24 protein-coding genes and 1 pseudogene are annotated in these 23169 nt (G+C 63.6%); 16 read left to right on the top strand and 9 right to left on the bottom strand.

Going from position 1 to position 23169, the window contains the following annotated elements; all coding sequences use genetic code 11:
- Positions 1-99: 99 nt before the first annotated feature.
- Positions 100-531: a winged helix-turn-helix transcriptional regulator gene (locus tag NKH29_RS23135; RefSeq protein WP_023721056.1), complete on the bottom strand. Its 432-nt coding sequence runs from the start codon at positions 529-531 to the stop codon at positions 100-102.
- 147 nt (positions 532-678) lie between these two features.
- Between NKH29_RS23135 and NKH29_RS23130 the strand changes: the two genes are divergently transcribed.
- Together NKH29_RS23130 and NKH29_RS23125 are read left to right on the top strand one after the other, a co-directional pair.
- Positions 679-1494 carry an antibiotic biosynthesis monooxygenase gene (locus NKH29_RS23130; protein ID WP_352909938.1) on the top strand — a complete coding sequence of 272 codons (816 nt, stop codon included), beginning with the start codon at positions 679-681 and terminating at the stop codon, positions 1492-1494.
- Positions 1495-1648: 154 nt separating this feature from the next.
- Complete coding sequence (locus NKH29_RS23125) at positions 1649-2386, top strand: SDR family NAD(P)-dependent oxidoreductase (protein ID WP_352495603.1); 738 nt, start codon at positions 1649-1651, stop codon at positions 2384-2386.
- A 221-nt stretch (positions 2387-2607) separates the two neighbouring features.
- On the opposite strand, the gene NKH29_RS23120 is transcribed toward NKH29_RS23125, so the two are convergent.
- The 3 genes from NKH29_RS23120 to NKH29_RS23110 all read right to left on the bottom strand — a co-directional run bounded on the left by NKH29_RS23120 (position 2608) and on the right by NKH29_RS23110 (position 6320).
- Positions 2608-3216: a hypothetical protein gene (locus tag NKH29_RS23120; protein WP_023721053.1), complete on the bottom strand. Its 609-nt coding sequence runs from the start codon at positions 3214-3216 to the stop codon at positions 2608-2610.
- Between the two features lie 423 nt (positions 3217-3639).
- Positions 3640-4920: a GNAT family N-acetyltransferase gene (locus NKH29_RS23115; protein ID WP_023721052.1), complete on the bottom strand. Its 1281-nt coding sequence runs from the start codon at positions 4918-4920 to the stop codon at positions 3640-3642.
- Positions 4920-6320, bottom strand: coding sequence for a lipopolysaccharide biosynthesis protein (locus tag NKH29_RS23110; protein ID WP_352483566.1), 1401 nt, complete (start codon positions 6318-6320; stop codon positions 4920-4922). The genes NKH29_RS23115 and NKH29_RS23110 overlap by 1 nt, the downstream gene beginning before the upstream one ends.
- 270 nt (positions 6321-6590) lie before the next feature.
- Between NKH29_RS23110 and NKH29_RS23105 the strand changes: the two genes are divergently transcribed.
- Both NKH29_RS23105 and NKH29_RS23100 read left to right on the top strand, forming a co-directional pair.
- Complete coding sequence (locus NKH29_RS23105; RefSeq protein ID WP_031194557.1) at positions 6591-6776, top strand: hypothetical protein; 186 nt, start codon at positions 6591-6593, stop codon at positions 6774-6776.
- 440 nt (positions 6777-7216) lie between these two features.
- Positions 7217-8167, top strand: a complete 951-nt coding sequence (locus NKH29_RS23100; protein WP_353000643.1) for a 2-hydroxyacid dehydrogenase — start codon at positions 7217-7219, stop codon at positions 8165-8167.
- Positions 8168-8447: 280 nt separating this feature from the next.
- Here NKH29_RS23100 and secA read toward each other — a convergent pair whose 3' ends face one another.
- The gene (gene secA / locus NKH29_RS23095) at positions 8448-11180 is read right to left on the bottom strand and encodes a preprotein translocase subunit SecA (RefSeq protein ID WP_023721048.1); all 2733 of its coding nucleotides are present in this window, start codon (positions 11178-11180) and stop codon (positions 8448-8450) included.
- Positions 11181-11433: 253 nt separating this feature from the next.
- Between secA and NKH29_RS23090 the strand changes: the two genes are divergently transcribed.
- A complete protein-coding gene (locus NKH29_RS23090) occupies positions 11434-12351 on the top strand; it encodes a peptidylprolyl isomerase (protein WP_023721047.1) in 918 nt (305 codons plus the stop codon).
- A 43-nt stretch (positions 12352-12394) separates the two neighbouring features.
- On the opposite strand, the gene NKH29_RS23085 is transcribed toward NKH29_RS23090, so the two are convergent.
- Positions 12395-13051 carry a TetR/AcrR family transcriptional regulator gene (locus NKH29_RS23085; RefSeq protein WP_353000678.1) on the bottom strand — a complete coding sequence of 219 codons (657 nt, stop codon included), beginning with the start codon at positions 13049-13051 and terminating at the stop codon, positions 12395-12397.
- 111 nt (positions 13052-13162) lie between these two features.
- Here NKH29_RS23085 and NKH29_RS23080 point away from each other — a divergent pair, with 111 nt between their 5' ends.
- Positions 13163-13399, top strand: a complete 237-nt coding sequence (locus NKH29_RS23080) for a putative antibiotic biosynthesis monooxygenase (protein ID WP_352483537.1) — start codon at positions 13163-13165, stop codon at positions 13397-13399.
- A gap of 3 nt (positions 13400-13402) precedes the next feature.
- Here the strand turns inward: NKH29_RS23080 and NKH29_RS23075 are convergent, their stop codons facing one another.
- Positions 13403-14629: a caspase family protein gene (locus NKH29_RS23075; protein WP_353000641.1), complete on the bottom strand. Its 1227-nt coding sequence runs from the start codon at positions 14627-14629 to the stop codon at positions 13403-13405.
- Between the two features lie 180 nt (positions 14630-14809).
- Here NKH29_RS23075 and argJ point away from each other — a divergent pair, with 180 nt between their 5' ends.
- From argJ to NKH29_RS23050, 5 genes are all read left to right on the top strand, one after another.
- Positions 14810-16051, top strand: coding sequence for a bifunctional glutamate N-acetyltransferase/amino-acid acetyltransferase ArgJ (gene argJ, locus NKH29_RS23070; protein ID WP_352789490.1), 1242 nt, complete (start codon positions 14810-14812; stop codon positions 16049-16051).
- Positions 16051-16830, top strand: a complete 780-nt coding sequence (locus tag NKH29_RS23065; protein WP_352641400.1) for a GNAT family N-acetyltransferase — start codon at positions 16051-16053, stop codon at positions 16828-16830. The genes argJ and NKH29_RS23065 overlap by 1 nt, the downstream gene beginning before the upstream one ends.
- A complete protein-coding gene (locus NKH29_RS23060) occupies positions 16827-17249 on the top strand; it encodes a (deoxy)nucleoside triphosphate pyrophosphohydrolase (RefSeq protein ID WP_352483541.1) in 423 nt (140 codons plus the stop codon). The genes NKH29_RS23065 and NKH29_RS23060 overlap by 4 nt, the downstream gene beginning before the upstream one ends.
- Positions 17250-17376: 127 nt before the next feature.
- Positions 17377-17682: a hypothetical protein gene (locus NKH29_RS23055; protein ID WP_023721040.1), complete on the top strand. Its 306-nt coding sequence runs from the start codon at positions 17377-17379 to the stop codon at positions 17680-17682.
- Positions 17683-17888: 206 nt separating this feature from the next.
- The gene (locus NKH29_RS23050; RefSeq protein ID WP_023721039.1) at positions 17889-18068 is read left to right on the top strand and encodes a Flp family type IVb pilin; all 180 of its coding nucleotides are present in this window, start codon (positions 17889-17891) and stop codon (positions 18066-18068) included.
- Positions 18069-18119: 51 nt separating this feature from the next.
- On the opposite strand, the gene NKH29_RS23045 is transcribed toward NKH29_RS23050, so the two are convergent.
- Positions 18120-18992: a methyltransferase domain-containing protein gene (locus tag NKH29_RS23045; protein ID WP_023721038.1), complete on the bottom strand. Its 873-nt coding sequence runs from the start codon at positions 18990-18992 to the stop codon at positions 18120-18122.
- Positions 18993-19046: 54 nt separating this feature from the next.
- Here NKH29_RS23045 and NKH29_RS23040 point away from each other — a divergent pair, with 54 nt between their 5' ends.
- From NKH29_RS23040 to NKH29_RS23025, 4 genes are read left to right on the top strand one after another with little or no spacing between them, the layout of a single operon-like run.
- A complete protein-coding gene (locus NKH29_RS23040) occupies positions 19047-19847 on the top strand; it encodes a ComF family protein (RefSeq protein WP_352591086.1) in 801 nt (266 codons plus the stop codon).
- A gap of 37 nt (positions 19848-19884) precedes the next feature.
- Positions 19885-20154, top strand: a complete 270-nt coding sequence (gene grxC, locus NKH29_RS23035; protein ID WP_023721036.1) for a glutaredoxin 3 — start codon at positions 19885-19887, stop codon at positions 20152-20154.
- 10 nt (positions 20155-20164) lie between these two features.
- Positions 20165-21031, top strand: a complete 867-nt coding sequence (locus NKH29_RS23030; RefSeq protein WP_023721035.1) for a carbon-nitrogen hydrolase family protein — start codon at positions 20165-20167, stop codon at positions 21029-21031.
- Positions 21028-21453 (top strand): DUF1178 family protein, encoded by a 426-nt coding sequence (locus tag NKH29_RS23025; protein ID WP_352483544.1) that lies wholly within the window; start codon positions 21028-21030, stop codon positions 21451-21453. Before NKH29_RS23030 ends, NKH29_RS23025 begins: the two co-directional genes overlap by 4 nt.
- 141 nt (positions 21454-21594) lie before the next feature.
- Here the strand turns inward: NKH29_RS23025 and NKH29_RS23020 are convergent, their stop codons facing one another.
- Positions 21595-22395: an SDR family NAD(P)-dependent oxidoreductase gene (locus NKH29_RS23020; protein ID WP_353000640.1), complete on the bottom strand. Its 801-nt coding sequence runs from the start codon at positions 22393-22395 to the stop codon at positions 21595-21597.
- A 175-nt stretch (positions 22396-22570) separates the two neighbouring features.
- Between NKH29_RS23020 and NKH29_RS23015 the strand changes: the two are divergent.
- Positions 22571-23169 (top strand): annotated as a pseudogene (locus tag NKH29_RS23015) (hypothetical protein); the annotation flags it as partial.

The following is a 23169-nucleotide window of genomic DNA, read 5'->3' as shown; positions in this document are numbered from 1 at the left end:
AGATGCAACCTGGAGAGGTGAGCTATGCGGTAACATTTATGGCACAATTCGAAACAGCTTCGTCTTGGATCGTGCTGCGGGCCGGACCCGCCGCCGTGCCTAGCGGAGGGCCGCCACGACGTCGGCGAAATCGGCCCGCTTGCCATTGTCGGCGCGGCGCAATTGCACCTCGACGGGCCTGCCGTCGGATTGGTCGCAGTAGAAGATGGGTCCGGGCCGCACCCATTTGTCGCCCCACTCGGTCAGCGCGATGATGACCGTTTTGAATTCCAGCCCCTTTCGGGTCAGGACGTATTCGGCCTGCTCGCCGGCGGCACCCGGACGACGGTCCATCAGGCCGGCCTCGACGAAATCCTCGAGGCGCTTGGCCAGGATGTTGGTGGCAATCCCCAGGCTCTTCTGGAATTGCGAAAAGCGCGTGTAGCCGCCGAACATCGCGTCGCGCAGGATCAACAGGCTCCAGCGCTCGCCGACCAGCTCCAGGGCGCGTGAGGCCGAGCAGTTCTGTTTTTCATAAAGACGACCAAGCATGGCGTGAACATACCCTGTTGACTTGCATCATGCAAGTATGCATTGTGCTTGCATGATGCAAGCGATGGAGCTCGAGAGAGCGTCGCTCACTTCATCGCCCGAGACTTGGGTGCCCATCAACCGTCGGATCCAGACAGGAGATATGTCATGAAAAAGGATGAAGATTACACGACGTCATTTGTCGTTGAGCAAAGCCCGGAAGAGGTTTTTGCGGCGGTTGTCAATCCGCGCGCCTGGTGGTCCGAAGACATCGACGGCGATACCAACAAGCTCGGTGCGATATTCTACTATCACTTCAAGGATATCCACCGCGGTACCTTCAAGGTTACGGAGCTTGTGCCCGGCAAGAAGGTCGTCTGGCACGTCGTCCAGAACTACTTCAACTTCGTCAAGGATGCGACCGAGTGGACCGGCACGGACGTGGTCTTCGAGATCGCGCCGACCGACAAGGGTACCGAGCTGCGCTTCACCCATGTCGGGCTGAAGCCGAGTGAAGAATGCTACGACGTCTGCCATGACTCCTGGCGCTTCTATGTCGCGAGTCTTCGCGACCTGATTTCGACGGGCAAGGGGCAGCCCAACAAGGGCGAAGAGAACGCCAATCCAACGGTCGTGCCGCAAAACGAGAACATCGGCCTCGAGCGCAAGACAGCGAGCGATGGCGCCGAGATGATCGTCATGACGACGGCAGCGGCGAAGCCCGGCATCGAGAGCAAGGTGCGGGATGCCCTGCGGGACGTAGCCGGCGCGGCCCGCAAGCAAAGCGGATGCATCGACTACAGCGTCTTTCGCTCGGAGGCAGAGCCGAACGTTACCATCTGCGTCGAGCGCTGGGCATCGAAGCAGGAGCGCGACGCTTTTCTGGGCTCGGCGGACGCGAAGAATTTCGTTTCGGCCATAACCGGCGCCTTCCTGGAGCGGCCTTCGCCGATCTCCTACACGACATTGGAAGTCGGGTCCTGATTGCAAGGGTTCGCCCGGCGACGGTGCCGGTGCCGGCTGCCCTGGAGCAATGCAATGGGGGACGGCATCCAAGCATGGAACAGAAAATTATAACCTACTTGCATGATGCAAGAACGAATGGCTTGCATTCATGCAAGTAGGAGGAGAGATCGCCGTGCCAAAATCGATGGAAGTCACAGACAAGGCCGTTCTGGTAACCGGGGCCAACCGCGGCCTCGGCAAGGCGCTGGTCGAGGAAATATTGAGGCGGGGTGCCAAGCGCGTCTATGCTGGCGCGCGCAAACCGCTCGCCCACGCGGATCAGCGTATCACGCCGCTGATCCTGGACGTGACCGATACGGCGCAGATTGGGGCGGCTGTCGAGCGGATCGGGTCCCTCGATATCCTCATCAACAATGCTGGCATCGGGCTCTACGACGACCTCGGCGATCGTGCTGCGCTCGAGCGACACCTCGCCGTCAACCTGCTCGGCGTGCACGGCGTAACCCACGCATTGCTGCCGCTGCTCACGCGTTCGCGCGGCGCCGTGGTCAACATCCTGTCGGAAGCGGCCCTCGTTCCCTTCCCGATTATTCCGTCCTACTCGCTGTCGAAGGCCGCCGCGTTCTCCATGACGCAATCGCTACGTGCTCTCGCCGGCGCTCGTGGCGTGAGCGTTCATGCGGTCCTGTCTGGTCCCATAGACACCGACATGAGCAGAGACGCCGACATACCGAAGAGCTCCGCGGAGAGCGTCGCGAAAGGTATCCTGGACGGCATGGCGCGAGGGGAGGAGGAAATTTTCCCCGATCCAAAATCGGCATCAATGGCCGAGAGTTGGCGCGGCAGCGCGTTCAAGGCGCTCGAACGCCAGATGGCGGCTTTCGTCCAAGCCATGCCCGCCAAGTCATAGGCGACCGCGCTGCGAGCCCAACGGCCCCGCAGCGAATGCGCTATGGCGAAATTGCCCTAGGCTGCCGATGCGTCGCCGGTTCGATCCGGGCTGAGGGCACCATTTTCTTCCGGGAAACCTCGAGAGGTTACTTGGGCGTTATCCCAGGAGCGTCCTCTGGGATAACGTCTGAGATCCGGCAGCCCTTCCTGGCAAGCTGCGGATCGCAGCCCGAGCCGCTATCACATCGGCCCCGGCACCATCTTGGTCGGCTGCTCCGGCATCGGAAACGCATAATTGTCGCATTTCACGTCCGGGTTCGTCGGGCTGAACATTCCGAGCGGGTTCTCCTTGAACAGCCAGGCGTGAAGGTCGTAGTGGTGGAACTCCTTCGGGATGAGCGGATAATGCCCCTCCATAGGCCCCATGAATGTCTGGCCGAAGAGCTTCGGCGGCTCCTTGGTGTCCGGCGTCAAGGGCACGAGCCATTCCACACCGACCAGGCGCAATTCGCCGCCGACCGGCTCATAGATCAGCACATTGGGGCGCGTCGGATCCGCGGTCGGGCCGACAGTCGTGACGTTGACGAAATGGATGCCCATCGCGCCCTTCGGGTAGTCCATCGCTCCCTCTACCTTTTCGCCGCTGTAGAAGACGCATCCAACCGTCGACAGATAAAGCTCGCGAATGGCAACCTTGTAGTCTTCATACCTGGACAGCGATTTACGCAGGGCATCGATCTCGGCCTTGTCGGGTTCGGCGGCCCGAGGAGCGGCGGCGTTCAGACACGCGCCGACGAGACCTGCCAATGTGAGGATACCGAGACGCCTGAGGTGAGTTGTTTTCGTCATGCATTCCTCCCAGATTTTTCTTCTGGCCGTGCAGGACCGAGGCGGCAGTGATGCTGGACGCGCGGCCGTAATTGATCGCCTCATCCCTGTTGGGACTGCGTCGATGCTAATCCTTTCCGCTGATCGGGAGAATTAACCCTGACGACCTAGGCCCGAGCAGGTCGATGGTGCGGAGATTAGGGCAATCGCATAGGGGCAAGTACCCCCTCACCCGGATTGCCAACCGAATTGCGAAGGGCAATTCGGAGCAATCCGACCTCTCCCCGAGGGGAGAGGAGGTCGCCAGCGCCGGCATCCGCCTCTTCTCCCCAGCGGGGAGAAGGTGGCCGCGAAGCGGCCGGATGAGGGGGACTCCATATGCAATAGCCCATGGTGCGGAACGGACCAACGGCCGATCCGGTCGCATTCCCTAGGTCCGATGCGCTACCGTCGCCGCAGCAGGCTTCTCATCCGGTTGCGCAGCAGGCGCGCCATGTTGCGGGTCTCGCGGTAGAGGTGAAGCTGCGAGGCCGCCTGGCGGGCGGGGCGGTCGGCGTCCGGCGTCAGCCCGATCACCAGCGTGCCCATCGGCTTGCGTTCGCTCCACAGCCGGCTCATCACGGGGTGGTCGGGCACCGCGCAGGAATCGGTCATCATGATGTTGGGGTCGTCGAGATGCTGCCTGGTCACCTCGATCATCAGCAGCGTGCCCGGCGAATAGGCGGCGAGCGTCTCGTCATAGGCGGTCTTCCAGGTATAGGCGACGCCGGCCTCGACGAAGACGACCAGGCAGGCGATGGTGCGGCCGTCGAGCGTCAGCGAATGGATGCGGCAAAGATCCTGCTCGGCCAGCCGGTGCACCGCCTCGCGGGCGAAGGCGGCGCGGTAGCGGTCGATGGCCATGGCGGTGCGCTCGCGGCCTTTCCAGCCGGCGGCCTCCAATGTCAGGAAATTTTCGATGGCGTGGCGGATCTCGTCGGGCCCGCGCGCCACGACATGCTCCAGCCGGCCGAGGTCGGCGAGGCGGCGCTTCAGGCGGCGAAACTCGCGATAATGGTGGGCGCGCAGCGAAGCCTTCAGATACGCCTCGCCGTCGAGCTCGCTTTCGAGCACCGGGCGGTCGGCCTTGCCGGTGGTGACCAGCGTCAGGCCGCGCGTCTCGGCGACGCTGGCGAGCAGGCTCGCCACCGGACCATCCAGCCTTATGTCGGGCAGCACGAAGACCTTCGGCAGCTTGAGATGCGGCCTGGACAGCATCGAGAAGAAATCCTCGATGACGCCGATCGGATCGTCGCGATCGACCAGCGGCGTGCCGATCGGGCCGAACGGGCTCGACCAGGTGCGCATGACGGGAATCCCGAGCGGCACCATCGGCCGCTCGACCGAGAACGGCACCAGCAGGCGCAGCCGGTTGCGATACTGGTCGCCGTCGCGGATGACCGCCAGCCGCACCTCGCGGTCCTCGAGCCTCGGCATGGCCGGAGCCAGGAAGCGCGGATTGAAGAAGACGTTCGGCTCGATCGTGCGGGTGCAGAGATAGTCGAGCTCCTCGACCAGGTCGAAGCCGGCGGAGGCCGGATAGATGGCAAGCTTGCGCTCGGGCCGGTTGTTGGCGAGGATCTCGACATGGGCGGGATCGGCTTCGCGCGCAAGCCCGGCAAGGCCGGACACCATGGCGCCGGCCGGGCCGCCGCTGGTTTCCTCGAGCAAGGGGACGGCAGCCATCAGGCGGCTCCTTTGGCGGGCACGAAAATGACCATGGCGATGCCGAGCTTGCGCCAGACCGTGAAGGACAGCGCGCCGGCCTCGAAGATCATGGCGAAGACGGTGGCCATCGCTGCGCCCCACAGACCGAAGAGCGGGATCAGCACGACGCTGAGCGCGATGTTGAAGGCCAGCGTCATGGCGTAGACGGCGGCGCAGATGTTCTGGTTGCCGCTCATGGTGAGCAGGCTTTCGCAAGGGCCGACGGCGGCCCGGGCGACGACGCCGAACACCAAAAGGAACAGCAGCGGATAGCCGGCGGCAAATTCCGGGCCGAACAAGGTCAGCATCGGCTCGCCCAGGGCCAGCACCAGCAGCGCCATCGCCAGCGACGGCCAGAACGTCCACGACACGGTTTCGCGGGCGAAGGCGGCGAGCTTGTGCGGCTCGCCATGGGTGAACTGCGCATAGCGCTGGGCAACGCCGGCCTTGACAGCGAAATAGACGAAATGCACCAGCGCCAGCGTCTTGACGGTGGCGAAATAGACGGCGACGTCGTTGGGTTCGAGATAGGCGCCGACCATCAGCACGTCGGCATTGGTGAGCAGGAAGAAGAAGCTCTCGACCAGGAAGATCGGCAGCGAGACGATGAACCATTGGCCGAAATGCAGCTTCATCGGCCCGGCCGGGATCCGTCTGTCCATCCGCGAGGTGACGCCGATGAGCTGGCCGAGCGTGGTGGCGTAGGTGGCGGCGATTGCGGCAAAGATCGCCGTTTTGGCATCGGGCGCGTAGCCCGCCAGCAGCATCAGCGCCATGAACGCCAGAATCAGCAGCGGCCGCACCAGAAATGTCGGCGACAGCGCAAACAGCGCCCAGGAATTGGCCCGCGCCAGCCCTTGCAGAAGGTCGGACATGGCGATCATCGGCAGGCAGATGATGCCGAGGATGAACGGCATGACGTAATAGTTTTCGATATAGGACGACAGCAGCCAGACGCCGAGCGCGCCGAGACCGGCGATCACCGTCGAGGCAACCAGCACGAACAGCCGGCTGGCCTGCACGATGCCGCGCAATTCGGCCAGCATGCCGCGCTCGCGATATTCGGGAATGAAGCGGATGACCGAGGTGTGGAAGCCAAGGCAGGCGAGGTTGCCGACGATGACCATCGTTACCCAGACGAGGACGAAAATGCCGTATTCGAACGAGCCCATCCAGCGCGCCATCAAGACCTGGCTGACGAAGGCGATGACGGCGCTGACGATGCGGACCGAAAAGGCGATCAGCGACATGCGGCCGGCTTCGCCGCGCTCGCCGGCGCTGAACAGCACGGCATCGATCAGGCCAAGCAGCGGCCTTATGCGCAGCGCAAAGCGCTGCGGCAGGAACCGCCCGGCTGTCGTCGCCGCGGAAAAGCGCACCCCGATCACACTCCGTTTTCCGCTTCTTTTCTGGCTATGCGTGTAGCGAAAACACATTAAGAAACGGTTGGGTGGGTGTTCCTTCGCCCCGTTCACGGGGAGAAGGTGCCGGCAGGCGGATGAGGGGCGGCGCGCTGCTTCATATTCATCATTCGCGCAACCCTTCACCCTGCTCTTTAGTGTCTCAGTTTGAAATACGCGGAAACGCCTATCTCGTTTGCCCCATATGCGAAAACGCCTATATGCTTAGCGGAACGCATGGCAGCAACAATGGTCTACACTGTCATTTGGTATGGAAGGCAGGGCATCGTCGACAAGGTGATCTTCGACGACGAGAAGACCGCGAAAGATCATGCAACCTCCATGTTCCAAACCCGAAAGGGTGACGATGGAATCGTGTCCGTTGAAGTTCGTAAGGACAACGGCGCTGTCGTCTTTAGCCATGCGGAGAACTAAGAATGCCAACCGGACCTAAAGGCCAGGAAGGATGTTCTGGCACCACTTACCAGCTCACAAAGAAGCTCATCAAGATCGTTGCCGAGGTTATCAGCCATGGGCGTTATGTCGCCTTCCAGATGCGGAGGTCGCTATCCCGAGGCAACTCTTCACCGACATCCTGCGGCTGATCGCGGAACTCCGGCCATCGCCCCATCCATCACCGGCGTGACCGGCCCGGTTGTCATGCGTTTCAGCAAAACAAGGGGAGAACTATGCCTTGAAGAAAGCGAAATCGACATCCTCGGCCAGCAGCGGGCAGACATCACGGCTTTGGCGGATCACCAACGCCATTTTTGCCGGGGTCTGATCTTGCAACTGGTGCCAGTTTGCGCAAACCTCAGTCTCAACAGAACGGTAATCCGGTGGATGCCTGATTACCTGAATCTGGGAGGGGCGAAGTGTTAGGCGAGCCCATTACCGTTCTGATGGTCAATGAGTATCCTGACTACATTGATGCACAAGTGTGGGCTGCTGAGCTGAAAACCCGTGTGCCGCAGCTGGAGTTCAGGCTTTGGCCAGACGCCGGGAACAAAAGTGACATAGATATTGTGCTGATCGACAAGGGCGCCAGTCCTGGCTTTTTTGATGCCATGACGGGGCTAAGCGCCGTCGTCTATTTGGGAGCCGGTGTCGAGGGTATTGATCTTCAGAGCTTTCCCAAGAGTGTTCCGCTCATCAGGCTCGCAACGCGTGAGCAGGCTTCGGAAGTGGTGCAGTACATCGTCCTTCGCGTTCTCTGCCAGCAACGGCATGTTGCGGATTACATGAGTCTACAAGCCCGCAAGTTGTGGAATCCGATCGCGCCGCGGAAGATCTCCGAGACAAGAATAGTTGTGCTTGGTGCGGGCCGGATCGGTGGCTGGGCCGCAAAGCTGTTTGCGGACTTTGGCTACGACACAGCAGTCTGGTCTCGTCATCAAAAGACGCTTCCTGGCATACACAGTTACTTTGGCCGTGCCCAGCTTGCGGGCGCACTCACAAGTCGGGACTACGTTATCTGTTCACTTCCCCTGACTGGTGAGACTCGTGGGATACTGAACTTGAGTGCCTTTGCAAAAATGAAGCGAGGTGCCTACCTTGTGAATGTCGGCAGGGGCGCGCATGTCAACGAAGCCGACCTGATCCGCGCTCTCGACGAAGGTCAGCTTTCTGGTGCTTGTCTTGACGTGTTTGAGCGTGAACCGCTGGAGGCTTCATCGCCGTTGTGGACTCATCCCAAGGTGACCGTCACACCTCATGTCGCGAGCTTCTGGGTGGATTCTGGAATCGACCAGGCCGCCGATCTCTGCGGTCAAGTCGCCAGAGGAGAGCCTCTGTCCAACAAGATCGACCTCGAACGGGGTTATTGAATCAAAGTAGTGTCTTTACCCACTTTAGCAGGTTCCGATCTTCATGAAGCGCGGACATCAGCGCGTGCGTCACCCGGCTATTAGATTTCAAACTCAAACACCACCGCCGGTCGAGATACAGAAAATTCGAAATGCGTATTTTGGTGTCGGCGGGACACCGCCCCCCTCTGGCCTGCCGGCCATCTCCCCCTCAGGTGGGGAGATTGGCTAGTCGCAGACGTCCGTGCCGCCCCGCCTTAGGGCACCTTCTCCCCATCACGGGGAGAAGGAAAGCGCAGCCTTACGCAAACGCCCCATGACAGTGCTTGTACTTCTTGCCCGACCCGCACGGGCAGGCCTCGTTGCGGCCGACCTTGCCCCAGGTTGCCGGGTTCTTCGGGTCGCGGTCTTCGGGGGCGACGATGGCGTTGCTTTCCTGGCGGACCAGCACGGCCGTCTCGCCGCCGTCGAAATCGTCTTCGCCGGTGCTGCCGTCGATATGGCTGCCGAACATGTCAGGGGCCTCGGGCGGCGGCGCGTCCGCCGCCTGGCGGACCAGCTCGACGCGCATCAATTGCGCGGTGACGGCCTGGCGCAGATTGCCCAGCATCGCCTGGAACAGCTCGAACGCCTCGCCCTTGTACTCCTGCAGCGGATCGCGCTGGGCATAGCCGCGGAAGCCGACGACCGAGCGCAGATGGTCGAGATTGACGATGTGCTCGCGCCACAGATGGTCGAGCGTCTGCAGCACCACGGAGCGCTCGACATAGGTCATCACGTCGGGGCCGAAGCGCTCGGCGCGCTCCTTGGCGGCGGCTTCGGCAGCCTGGCTGACGCGCTCGCGGATGTCGTCCTCGGCAATGCCTTCTTCTTTGACCCAGTCCTCGACCGGCAGATCGAGATTGAGGAATTCGGCGATCTCGGCCTTGAGCCCGGCGACGTTCCACTGCTCGGCATAGGCGTTTTCGGGAATGTTCTTGGCGACGATCTCCTCGATGACGCCTTCGCGCATCTCGGTGATGGTCTCGGACAAGCCTTCGCCGTCCATCAGCTCGATGCGCTGCTCGAACACCACCTTGCGCTGGTCGTTGGAGACGTCGTCATATTTCAACAGGTTCTTGCGGATGTCGAAGTTGCGCGCCTCGACCTTCTTCTGCGCCTTTTCCAGCGCCTTGTTGATCCACGGATGGATGATTGCCTCGTCTTCCTTGAGGCCGAGTTTCTGCAGCATGCCGTCCATGCGCTCGGAGCCGAAGATGCGCATCAGGTCGTCCTGCAGCGACAGGAAGAATTTCGAGCGGCCGGGATCGCCTTGGCGGCCCGAGCGGCCGCGCAACTGGTTGTCGATGCGGCGCGATTCATGGCGTTCGGTGGCGAGCACATAAAGACCGCCGGCGGCGAGTGCCTTTTCCTTCAGCCGGGCGATGTCGTCGCGGATGTCCTTTTCCCTGGCCTCGCGCTCGGGGCCGGCCGGCATGTCGCCAAGCTCCTCGGCAATGCGCATGTCGGCATTGCCGCCGAGCTGGATGTCGGTGCCGCGGCCGGCCATGTTGGTGGCGATGGTGATGGCGCCCGGTTTGCCCGCCTGGGCGACGATCGCCGCCTCGCGCTCGTGGTGGCGGGCGTTCAGCACCTCGAAATCCTTGAAACCTTCCTTGCGCAGGCGTTCAGCCAGTTGCTCCGACTTCTCGATGGAAGTCGTGCCGACCAGCGTCGGCTGGCCCTTGGCGCGGGCTTCCTTGATCTCCTTGACGATCGCCTTGTATTTCTCCTCTACCGTCCGGTAGACCTCGTCGTCCTCGTCAATGCGGATGACCGGCAGGTTGGTCGGGATCTCGGTGACGTCGAGATTGTAGATGTTGGCGAATTCCTCGGCCTCGGTCAGCGCCGTGCCGGTCATGCCGGCCAGCTTCTTGTAGAGGCGGAAATAGTTCTGAAAGGTGACCGAGGCGAGCGTCTGGTTCTCCGGCTGGATCGCCACATGCTCCTTGGCCTCGAGCGCCTGGTGCAGGCCTTCCGAATAGCGGCGGCCGGGCATCATGCGGCCGGTGAACTCGTCGATGATGACGATCTCGCCGTTGCGGACAATATAGTCCTTGTCCCTCTGGAACAGCCGGTGCGCCTTCAGCGCGTTGTTGACGTGATGGACGATGGCGACATTCTCGACGTCGTAGAGCGACTCGCCCTTGAGCAGGCCGGCATCGCGCAGCATGTTCTCCAGCTTCTCGGTGCCTTCTTCGGTGAAGATCGAGGTCTTCTGCTTCTCGTCGATCTCGTAGTCCTGCGGCTGCAGCTGGATGATGAAGGTGTCGATGGTGTTGTACATTTCCGAACGGTCCTCGAGCGGACCGGAAATGATCAGCGGCGTGCGGGCTTCGTCGACCAGGATGGAATCGACTTCGTCGACGATGGCGTAGCTGTGACCGCGCTGCACCATCTGGGCGCGCTCGTATTTCATGTTGTCGCGCAGATAGTCGAAGCCGAGCTCGTTGTTTGTGGCGTAGGTGACGTCGGCGGCGTAGGCGACGCGGCGCTCCTCGTCGGACAGGCCGTGGACGATGACGCCGACCTTGAGGCCGAGGAATTTGTAGACGCGGCCCATCCATTCGGAGTCGCGCGTGGCCAGGTAATCGTTGACGGTGACGACATGGACGCCATTGCCGGCGAGCGCGTTAAGGTAGACCGGCAGCGTCGCCACCAGCGTCTTGCCTTCGCCGGTGCGCATCTCGGCGATGCCGCCATTGTGCAGCACCATGCCGCCGATCAGCTGCACGTCGAACGGCCGCATGCCGAGCACGCGGCGGGCGGCCTCGCGCACGGTAGCGAAGGCCGGCACCAGAAGGTCGTCGAGGCTGGCGCCGTTGGCGATGTCCTGGCGGAATTTGTCGGTGCGGGCCTGAAGCTCGGCGTCGGAAAGCGCCCGCATCTCGTTTTCCATGGCATTGATCGCCTCGACGCGCGGCCGGGTCGATTTGACCCGACGATCGTTGGAGGAGCCGAAAACCTTACGGGCGAGACCGCCGAGACTGACCATCCAATGGCCCTTTCGATAGCATTCCAAGTCATTGCGACGGGCGCCGGCCGGCCCCCATCAAATCCGCGTGAACGCGGACAAACGCAAAAAGCGCCCGGAAAACGGTTCTGGACGCAAAGTCGTTGGACAGATAAGAGGGGGCTCATTCGATGTCAACGCCGCGCTCGCCCTGTCGACCGCGCCAAATTCCGCCACAATCCTGCTGGTCTGGAAGCCATTCCGCTCTAGCTACCCCGCTTTGGAGATAATCGTAATGTCTGTATTGTTCCGCCGCGCGTCGCTCGCCAGCCTTGGTCTGGCATTCGGGCTGTCGGCCCTCTCGCTGTCGCCGTTGATGGCGCAGGAAGCCGCCCCTGCCCAGCCGGCGGCACCCGCCCCGGCGGCCAAGCCGGTCGATCCGAACGCCGTGGTCGCCACCATCAACGGCCAGACGCTGACCGAGGCAGACCTTGGGCTTGCCGAGGGCGAGCTGTCGCAGCAGTTCGCGCAGCTTCCGCCCGAGCAGCGCCGCGCCGCGGCGCTGTCGGCGGCGATCGAAATCCGCGTGATGGCGGCCCAGGCGGTGACCACCGGCCTCGACAAGGATCCCGACTTCCAGCGCCGCATGGCATTCCTGCAGCAGCGCGCGCTGCATGGCGAAATGGTCGAGAAGGGCGTCGTCAACAAAGTTACCGATGCCGAGGTCCGCGCCCGCTACGACCAGGAAATCGCCAACACGCCGCCCACCAACGAGGTGCACGCCCGTCACATCCTCGTGAAGACGAAGGAAGAGGCGGACGCCATCATCAAGCAGCTCGACGGCGGTGCCGATTTCCAGAAGCTTGCCAACGAGCACACCAGCGATCCGAGCGGCAAGACCAGCGGCGGCGATCTCGGCTGGTTCGGGCCTGGCCAGATGGTGCCGGAATTCGACAAGGCGGCGTTTGCGCTGGCGGTCGGCAAATACACCGAGCAGCCGGTACAGTCGCAGTTCGGCTGGCACGTCATCAAGGTCGAGGACAAGCGCACCAAGCAGCCGCCGGCCTTCGACGAGGTCAAGGACCAGGCCCGCCAGGCGGTCATCCGCGACAAGTATTTCGCGCTGGTCAAGTCGCTGCGCGCCAACGCCAAGGTCGACATCCCCGATGCCAACCTGAAGAAGACGGTCGACGCACTGGAAAGCGCGAAATAGGCCAGATTGAGCTACGACAGGGCGCGCTGCCGCCCTGTCGCTTCTATTTGGTAGGGCGAACGATGATGCGTCGACGCCGCCGCCGGACCGCCGTGGCATCGCCGGCATCGCCAGCGACGATGCCTTTCAAGACATAGCCGACCGCCCTGTGCAGCGTCGCTTCGTCCTCGTCGAGGCGGTTCGTCAGAAGATGCGTCCAGGCGTACGAGGCGATCAGGTCGGCGACGACAGTGGCATCGACGTCGGCTGCCACCTCTCCCCTTGCCTTGGCGCGTTCGACCATCTGGCCGGTGTGGACACGACGGCCTCTCGCGTATTCGGCAAGGGCGGCGGCCGCTTTTTCGTCCGACTGCGCCTCGGCAATCAGCGATCTGAACACGCTGCCCGACGATGTGTCGCGCCAGTGCGCAAACAAGCTCTTCAGGAAGCCGACGAGGTCCTGCTCAAGGTTCCCGGTGTCGGGATTGTCGACACGCTTTTGCCGCTGGTAGACGTCGAGCAGCAGAGCGGCCTTGCTTGGCCACCAGCGATAGATCGTCGGTTTTCCGGCGCGCGCCCGCCGCGCCACCGCCTCGGTGGAGAAGCCGGAATAGCCGGCTTCGACCAGTACCGCTTCGGCGGCATCGAGAATGGCATCGGCGCTTTCGGGGCTGCGCCGTGCGCCGGCTGATTTGCGCCCGGGATCGGTGGTTTCGCCCATCTCGTCTTCCTTGCCGATGATCTCAGCAGCCATCATACACAGCCCCTTGACGAAACGAAACGATCCGTTTCATATGTAACGGAACGTTCCGTAACGATAAGGAGAACAGCAATGACCTCGACTGTCGCCACGCGTTTTTCGCGGTTGCGCTTCGCCCTGCTGGTGCTGCTCGGCGTCTACCCGCTGATCACTGCCATTTTGTACATGGTTTTTCCGCTGACCAAGGAGTGGCAAATCTGGCAGCGTACACTGGTCATCGCGCCGCTGATGGTCTCGATCATGATCTGGGGACTGATTCCGGGCGTGCAGCGGGCGTTTCGCGGGTTCATTAACCCAGCGGTCCGGTGATGTTCATTCCAGCGCCTGCGACGTTTCCGACGCAACGCGCCACTCGCCGTCGGCCAGCACGAGTTCCAGCATGACCCGTGCCTTGCCGGTCAGCCGCTGCGCCGAGTGGTCCTTCGGCACATAATCGTAGGTCATGGCGAAAACCGCATCGGCGCGGTCCTTGCCGTGCGGCGTCACCTCAAGGCTGCCGGGCTCAAGACCGAACGACCACGACGCCCATTGCGCGAACCAGTCGGTCTTGACCTTGACGATGGCCTCGCTGTCGTAGCGCGTGCCGTAGATGGTGGCCGACGCACCGTAAAGCCGCTTGACGGTCTCGCGCATCGCCTTGGCATCAGGCGCCAGATAGTCGTGGCGCAGAAACTGCTCGATGGCGCCCTTGTCGCCGACGGAGCGTTCGAGCGCTGCGACCTCAGACGCGGGCGCCGGGGTGACGGCCGGTTTCGGTTGCTGGGCACTGTCTCCGCCCGGCACGAATTCGAAACGCTCGAGCAGCGATCCCTGCTCCCAGGGACGCTGCGCCTCGCGCGTTGCGGAAACGACATCGCGGCGCACCGCGATCATCATGTCGTTGATGCTCTGTCCGGGTTCCGCCATGTGCCGCAAAAGCGCGGCGGCAAAGGGCGAGTTGCGCCCTGTCCCGTCCATTGCCACAGCGCCGGGCGCCGTCGAGAAGGCAATGAACGAACCGCGTGTCGACTCGAACTGGGCGAGGCCGGCGAGAGCCGTCGCCGAGCGCGTCGTGGCGCTGCGGCTGAGACTTCGCGCAAACGGGTTGTTGCGGCAGGCATCGAGGAAGACCAGGCTGACCTTGGTCTGCTGCTCCATGATGTCGAGGACCTCGTCGATCGGCACGGCCTCGAGCTGGAGCTTGACCGGCATGTCCAGCCTGGCGTCGACCGGCACGATGAAGTTGCGCCCGTCGACCTGCAGGCCGTGGCCGGCATAGTAGAACAGCCCGGCACCGGCGCCTTGCAGCGCATCGGAGAATTCGCCGATCTTGCGTTCGAGCTCGCGCTTGCCGAGATCGTTGCCTTCGATCACGTCGAAACCGATGGCGCGCAGCTTGTCGGCAATGTCGAGCGCATCGTTGACGGGATTGGCCAGCGTGCCGGCTTCGGCGTAGCTGCCGTTGCCGACCACAAGCGCCACGCGCCGCGCCGTCTGCGCATCCGCGCGCAGCAGCAGAACGCCCAGAAATGCCAGTGCCAAGACCACAAGCCTGCCCATGGGGCAGGATCATAGCGCTATCGGCCGCAGCGATGCCAACAAATTTGCAACAGCCCTGCTTGCGACATGAGGCAGTGTCAGGCGTCCGGCACCCGTAACGGCTGTGAAAACGGCTTGCGCCGACGCGCGCTATCGGGCAAACCGGCGTTCCTTTCGCGATTTTCCCGCCCGGGGTCTTCCATGTCCGCACAGGTTTCGCCGCTCGCGCCGAAGAAATATGCCAAGATGCCGACCATCGAGGGCGTGCGCATCGCCACCGCCGAGGCCGGCATAAAATACAAGAACCGCACCGACCTGCTGGCCATGGTGTTCGACGCCGGCACCACCGTCGCGGGCGTGTTTACCAGGTCGAAATGCCCGTCGGCGCCGGTCGACTTCTGCCGGCAGAACCTCACGGCGGGCAAGGCGCGCGTTCTGGTCGTCAATTCCGGCAATGCCAATGCCTTTACCGGCCAGAAGGGCCGCGCCTCGACGGCACTCACGGGCGAGACGGCGGCTAAGGCGGCCGGCTGCACAGCGGGCGAGGTGTTCCTGGCCTCGACCGGCGTCATCGGCGAACCGCTCGATACTGGTAAGTTCAGCCACCTGCTGGCCGGGCTGATCAAGGACGGCAAGCCGGAATTATGGACCGAAGCCGCCAAGGCAATCATGACCACCGACACCTATCCCAAACTGGCGACCGCGACGGTCAAGCTCGGCAATGCCGACGTCACCATCAACGGCATCGCCAAGGGCGCGGGGATGATCGCGCCCGACATGGCGACGATGCTTTCCTTTATCGCCACCGATGCGCCGATCGCAGCACCGGTGCTGCAGGATCTGTTGTCGCGCGGCACGGCCAAGACCTTCAACGCGGTCACCGTCGACAGCGACACCTCGACCAGCGACACGCTGCTGATGTTCGCCACAGGTGCTGCCGCCAGGCGTGGCGCGCCGGCAATTTCCGACCCCAAGGATGCGCGCCTCGGCGCGTTCCGCCGTGCCCTCGGCAAGGTGCTGAAATCGCTGGCGCTGCAGGTGGTGCGCGACGGCGAGGGCGCCCGCAAGCAGGTCGAGGTCACCGTCACCGGGGCCAAATCGGCCCGCTCGGCCAAGCGCATTGCGCTGTCGATCGCCAATTCGCCGCTGGTCAAGACGGCAGTCGCCGGCGAGGACGCCAATTGGGGCCGTGTCGTCATGGCCGTCGGCAAGGCCGGCGAACCGGCCGACCGCGACCTTCTGTCGATCTGGTTCGGCGACAACCGCCTGGCATTTCAGGGCGAGCGCGACGCCGCCTATTCCGAAGCGGCGACTTCGGCGTATATGAAGCGCGACGAGATCCGCATCCGCGCCGATATCGGCATCGGCCGCGGCAAGGCGACGGTGTGGACCTGCGATCTCACCAAGGAATATGTCGCCATCAATGGCGATTATCGGAGCTGATGACATTGGCCTCCAGACATCCGGCAAGCGTGTTGGCGATCGTGCGCCGCTACGAGGCGGCCGGCTTTCGCGCCTGGCCGGCGGCCGCCGTCCATTATGATGGCACCTGGGTGGTGCGGCTGACGGCTGGCCACCCGGCCAAGCGGCTGAATTCGGTCAATCCGCTCGATCCGGGCGACATTCAGCACATTGCCGAGCGCATCGGCCGCGCCAGCCGTCGGTTCGACGCCTATGGCAGGCCGCTGACCTTTCGCATCTCGCCGCTGTCGGGGCCGGATCTCTCAAAGTACCTCGACAGCGAGGGCTGGAGCACATTCGCGGAGTCGCTGGTCATGCGGCTGCCGCTGGCGGACGCTATGCTCGACGACGCCATGGACCAGATTCCGTTGAAGGACATCAGCCGTTTCATCGGCGCGGCGCTCAAGGTGAGCGGCTCGGATGTGTCGCTGCGGCCCGGCCTGTCGGAGATCATTGGCGCCATCCAGCCGGAGGCCGGGCTGTTTGCGCTGGAGAACGGCAGCGAGCCGCTGGCAACGTTGATCTGCGTGCATGACGGCGACCTTGCCGGGCTGTTCGAGATCGCCACCGACAGATCGGTGCGCAACCAGGGCCATGGCCGCCACCTCATCCGATCGGCGCTGAAATGGGCGCGACTGCGCGGGGCGCGGGAAGCCTGGCTGCAAGTCGAGGCGGACAACGCGCCGGCGCTGGCGCTTTACCGTTCGCTCGGATTCGACGAAGTCTATCGCTATCACTATCGCCGGCCACAAGGCGCATGAGCGGCTCAGACACGGTCGGCAAGCGCCTGCTCCTGGTTGCGGCCTGCGCGCTGGTCGATGCCGACGGGCGCGTGCTTTTGGCGCAGCGGCCCGAAGGCAAGCAACTCGCCGGCCTATGGGAGTTTCCGGGCGGCAAGGTCGAGCCCGGCGAAACGCCGGAACAATGCCTGATCCGCGAACTGTATGAGGAGATCGGCATCGAGACCGATATCCCTTGCCTGGCACCACTCACCTTTGCCAGCCATTCCTACGATGATTTTCACCTGCTGATGCCGCTGTTCGTCTGCCGTCGCTTCCGCGGCATTGCCCAGCCGAAGGAACGGCAGGTGCTGAAATGGGTGCGGCCGCGCCAGATGCGCGATTTTCCAATGCCGCCGGCCGATGCCCCGCTGATCCAGTTCCTCATCGATCTGCTGTAACGGCCGATCTCCCGTAAACCGGGCAGCTCCGCGAAGCGATATCAGCAGCGTTAATGAAAGATTTATCTGGCCGTGAAAAATTGACGCAAAGCGGTTACGCCGATTCCACCGCTGGGGAGCGATTTGCATGAGCTTCGACAAGGACTGGGACTTGCCTTGGCCCGATCGCCTTCCTGGCGCCGCCAATGCTGGCATGGGAATATTGCGCATCGCCCTTTTGTTCGGCTCGGCCGCGGTGGCTCTGGCCTTGATCGCGACACCCTACCTCGACAGCCGGACCCGATCGCAGTTTGCCCGCGATGGGCTTGATACAATGAGCACCGGCTCGATCGGCCAGCGCGACAGCTATACGCTGCGCAAGAGCGTGCTGCAGCCGCTGCCCAGTTCGGTTTGCGTCATTCGGGCCGATGGCAGAAGCAGCGGTGACTGCTGACGTCCTCAACAGATATCTGAAGCGCGTCGCGTTCGACCGGCCTCGTGCGACGCGCTTATGTTTCGATGCATGTCGTTATCGCAAAACCGCTGCACACTTTTGCGCGACATGCATTGGAATGCAGCTGTTTCACCGCGCGTTAAGCCTGTCACGTTAACCTTTCTTAACGGGTCGGCGCTAGGTTCCGGCAAGAGGGATGGGCGCCCATGAAAATCTTGCTGCAACGATTTTTAGAAGACGAGAGGGGTGCGACGGCTATCGAATATGGTTTGATCGTGGCCGTGCTGTCGCTTGCCATTGTCACAGGCATCGGCCAGGCTGCCGGTGCAATCGAGTGGCTGTTCAGCGACAACAGCAGCAGGCTTGCCAACGCATTTGCGCAGTGATTCGCTCGGCTGTTGCGCAGGGCTACGCCTAGCTTTTGCGCAGGGATATGCTCAGGGGCCGCCGGGGTTTTCCAGGATCGTCTTCAGCGATATTTTTGCGGAGCCCGGCTTCAGCGGTTTTTGCTGAGAGGCATCGGGCGCCCAGCCTGACATCCAGACCACCGAGAAACTCGCCCTGACGCGGCCATCGGCGTCCGAAAACCGCTCCGCATAGATTTCGGCGGCGCGCGCGAACAGCGCTCGGGTGCCCGGCCGTCTGCTGCGGTCGACAAGCGCGCTGGTCTCGCCCATTGCGCGCAGGTCGGCGACCAGGCCAAAGAGGGAATCGTAGCGCACCGTAATCGTCTCGACGTCGGCAACCGGCAGCGCCAAGCCGGCGCGCTGCAGCAGCACGCCGGCGTCGCGGACATCGGTGAACGGGATCACACGCGGGCTGGCGCCGCCGTAGAGCTCGGTCTCGGCGGCAAGCAGGCTTTCGCGCAGTTCGGAGAGCGTGCCTATGCCGGCGAAGGCGCCGAGGAAAAGCCCGTCCGGCTTTAGCGCCCGGCGGATCTGCACCAGCATGCCGGGAATGTCGTTCATCGCCTGCAGCGACAGCAGCGAGACAGCGAGATCGAGGCTTTCCGGCTCGAATGGCACGGTTTCCAACGGCGCCACCACTCCTGGCCGGCCGTCGAGGAAAGCGGCGTCGGCCTCGACGCGCACGTTTTCCGCTACCTTGCCGCTTTCTGCGAGCACCTCTGCTGCTGCCGGCGTCTGGCAAAACAATGAGGCCGCCTTGCCGAACTTGCGTTCGACGGCGCCGAGCCGGTCGGCAAGATCCTCGGCCGCCCGCCGCATGAGGAAATCCGCCCCGGCGATAGGGCGGGCCAGTGCCCGACGCTTGTGCGCCAGCCAGAGCGAGGTGTCGATTACAAGCTGCAATGGGCAGGTCCTTGTGCTTCGCTCTCTGATATAGTGATGCGGAGGACCAACCACGTGGCGGATCCCATGCCGGAGATCAAGCGTATTGCGATCAAGAGCATTGCCCGCAAGGCATTGGGCTGGCCGGCGCGGCTGTTGTTCCCGCCGGTCTGCGCCGGCTGCCGCCGCCATGTCTCGCAACCCGGCGTGTTGTGCGGCGCCTGCTGGCCGAAACTCAGGCTGCTGGAACGGCCATGGTGCCCGGTGATGGGCACGCCGTTCACCCACAATATGGGTGAGGGGTTCCTGTCGGCGGAGGCGATAGCCGACCCGCCGCCATTCGAGCGCGCGCGGGCGGCGGTTGCCTATTCCGGCGTTGCCCGCCAGATGGTGCAAGGGCTGAAATATCAGGACCGCACCGATCTGGCGCCGTGGATGGCGCGCTGGATGCTTCGCGCCGGTGCCGAGCTCATCGCCGAGGCCGACGTGGTCGTGCCGGTGCCGCTGCACTGGCGGCGCTTCTTCAGGCGGCAGTTCAACCAGTCGGCGGAACTGGCGCGGGCGGTGGCGCAGCTCGGCGATCGGCCCTTCGCGCCATCAGCCATCAAGCGCGTCAAACTCACGCGCCAGCAGGTCGGGCTGGAGCGGCGGGAACGCGAGGAAAATGTGCGCGCCGCATTCACAGTGCCTGATGAAGCGGAGATCGAAATCGCCGGCCGCCGGGTGCTGTTGATCGACGATGTCTACACCACCGGCGCCACGGTCCGTGCGGTCGCCAGGGCGTTAAAGAAGGGCGGTGCCGGCGCAATCGACGTACTGACCTTCGCGCGCGTGCTGCCGGGGGACTTTCGGGCCGACGAATCGGCGCCTATATAGCCTATATGACAGCGGAACGAGGCAGGGTTGCTGACCGATGGTCGATGTGACGATCTACACGCGGATGATGTGCGGCTATTGCACTGCGGCCAAGCGGCTGCTCGACAGGAAGGGTGTCGCCTACACCGAGCACGACGCCTCCTTCTCGCCGGAGCTGCGCCAGGAGATGATTTCCCGGGCTCACGGCCGTTCCACCTTTCCGCAGATATTCATCGGCGACACGCATGTCGGCGGCTCCGACGATCTCCACGAATTGGAGGCGGAAGGACGGCTGGACAGATTGCTCGCCAACGGCTCGGCCAGGTAGGGACATGACGATGAGTGGTTTCAAGGCGGCGGCGATCCAGATGCGTTCGGGAACCAGCCCGGAGCGCAATGCGGTCGATCTGGAACGGCTGGTGCGCGAGGCGGCAGGCCTGGGCGCGAGCTACATCCAGACCCCGGAAATGACCGGCGCGCTGATCCGCGACAGCCAAGCCCGGGCCGCTTCGTTCACCTCCGAAGACAAAGACATCATCGTCTCGACGTCGCGGAAGCTGGCCAACGAACTCGGCATCTTCCTGCATATCGGCTCGACCGCCATTCTGCGCGCCGACGGCAAGCTCGCCAACCGCGCACTTCTGTTCGGGCCTGACGGCGCCACGATTGCCACCTATGACAAGATCCACATGTTCGACGTCGATCTCGACAATGGCGAGAGCTGGCGCGAATCCGCCGCTTATGAGCCGGGCACGGAGGCTGTCGTCACCGAAATCGATGGCGCGAAGCTGGGCTTTGCCGTCTGCTACGATCTGCGCTTCCCGCAGCTGTTCCGCGCCGAGGCGCTGGCTGGCGCCGATCTGCTTGCGGTGCCCGCCGCCTTCACCCGCCAGACCGGCGAAGCGCATTGGCATGTGCTGCTCAGGGCGCGCGCCATCGAGAACGGCGCCTATGTCGTCGCCGCCGCGCAAGGCGGAGTGCACGAAGACGGCCGCGAAACCTATGGCCATTCGCTGATCGTCGATCCCTGGGGCCGCATCATCGCCGAAGCAGCGCATGACGAGCCGGCGGTGATCGTCGCCGAAATCGACCCGGCGCAGTCGGTCGCAGCGCGCAAGAAGATACCGAACCTCAAGAACGCACGCGATTTTGCCGTCAACGCCGGTCCGGTGGACGCGCTGCCGCTCAGGGGTGCCGCCTCTTGATCCGCTTTTCCCTGACCTGCGAGCACGAGCACGAATTCGAGGCATGGTTCCGCAGCAACGACGATTTCGACACACAGAAGAAGCGCGGTTTCGTCGATTGCCCGGCCTGCGGATCGCGCAAGGTCGACAAGGCGCTGATGGCGCCCGCGGTCTCGACCGGGCGCAACCAGGAAAAGATTGCGCTCGCCATGGGCGAGGCCCAGAAGCAGGCGCTGGCGCAATTGAAGGCCATGGCCGAGAAGGTGCGCGAGAACGCCGATTATGTCGGCGACAAGTTTGCCGAGGAAGCGCGCAAAATCCATTTCGGCGAGAGCGATCCGCGCGGCATCTATGGCGAGGCGACGCTGGAGGAGGCCAAGAGCCTCGCCGACGACGGCGTCGAGTTCTTGCCTATTCCCAGCTTCCCGGACGACCGCAACTGATCCGTCAACTTGCCCGGGACATAACGAGGCATCTCCGCCAGCCGCGCCATGACCGTGAAGGTCGGCGCCGTCGCCAGCGACAGCCGACCGCCGGCGTCGAGGGCGGCGGTGCTGCCGCCCCCTGCACAGGCGTCTGCAGTTTCATACCGAGCAGCAAGGATGGGCTTCTCGGGTAGTCGTTTCGCTGCTTCTTTCGTGCCCACTGCTTGACGGACTTGCTTCACTTGACGGGCTTGCTTCCGCATAGGCTGCAAACTGGCGTTCAAGCGCCTTGACCGCACTGCTGCGCCAACCCTCCGCCACGGATTCCGACATGGGATCGGGGAAGATTTCCTCCTCGCCGTTCTCCACGCCGTCCAGGATCGCTCGCGCAACAGACTCCGGAGAGGCCTTCGGGATGTCCAGGCCCCGTGTCATGTCCGTGTCCACGGGGCCGGGAAGGACCCTGTGGACGCTGACACCCCGTCCGGCCAAGAGGGTGCGCAACGACTGTGACAGTGAGAACGAGGCCGCCTTCGAGATCGAGTAAGCCGGACTGAACGGCACGGCGGCAATCGAGGCCAGCGACAGAATGTTGACGATGGCTCCCCGCGACCGGGCCAGCAACGGCAGCAGAGCCTGGGTCACGTCATACGCGCCGAAGAGGTTTACGGCGAGCTGTTGTTCGAGCACGCGACGGTCGCTGAGGTCGTCGAAGGGCGATACGCCGGCGTTGTTGATGAGGATATCGAGAGCATCGATTTTCTCGACGGCCTCCCGGATCTGCGCGGCGTTCGTTACATCCATAGTCAGGGACGTTACACGCCGGTCGGGGTGAGCCATGGCTTGGCGGGTTGCGGCATAGACGCGCTTTACGCCTCTGCTCAGGGCTTCCTCGACCAGTGCCCGACCGATGCCCCGATTGGCTCCAGTCACCAGGATAGTTGTGCCTTCGATCTTCATTGCGTCTCTCCTAGTGCTTATCGTTGTGTTCGAGCTCAGTGCATAATCGCGCCGCAACTTAGGCGCGCCGCAACTCAGGTTGGCTACAGTCGCCATTCTCGATACGACTGGTTGGTGAGATGGACTTAGCGCCGGATGTCGAAGCCATGGGAGTGACAAGTGTGACGGGATTCCGATGGACTCGCTGATCACGGCCGCGGCGCATGCGCTCGCGGCGGGCGATCCGCTCGGCGCCTTGAAACGGGTTGCGCTGCGCGACGATGCGCCGGCACTTGCGTTGCGCGGTATCGCGATGGCGCAGCTTGGCGACCTGAATAGGGCGAAGGTTCTTCTCAAGAGGGCGGCGCACGCATTCAGCCCGAGGGAGGCCGTGGCCCGCGCGAGGTGTATCGTCGCCGAGGCCGAGATCGCGCTCGTCTCGCGCGACCTCGCCTGGCCGGCCAAGGCACTCGACACCGCGCGGGCGACGCTTGAAAAGCATGGCGACCGCGTCAACGCCGCGCATGCGCGCAACCTCGAAGTTCGGCGCCTGCTGCTGATTGGTCATCTAGACGAAGCCGAGCGCAGGCTGGACGGCTTCGATCCCTCGCCGCTGCCGCCGGCATCGCGGGCCGCCCACGAGCTGGCTGTCGCCGGCATCGCCATCCGCCGCTTGCGGACCGGTCCTGGGGGGCGCGCCCACAAGCCGGCGGCGGGGGGGGGGGGGGGCGGGCGCCGCCCCCCCGGCGACCCGCGCGGGTGGGGTGGCGTGAGGTGGTGGGGGGGCCCCCCCGC

Origin of the sequence: Mesorhizobium sp. M1295 (assembly GCF_040318135.1) — a bacterium.
Lineage (GTDB): Bacteria > Pseudomonadota > Alphaproteobacteria > Rhizobiales > Rhizobiaceae > Mesorhizobium.
This window is presented reverse-complemented; position numbering and strand designations above follow the sequence as displayed.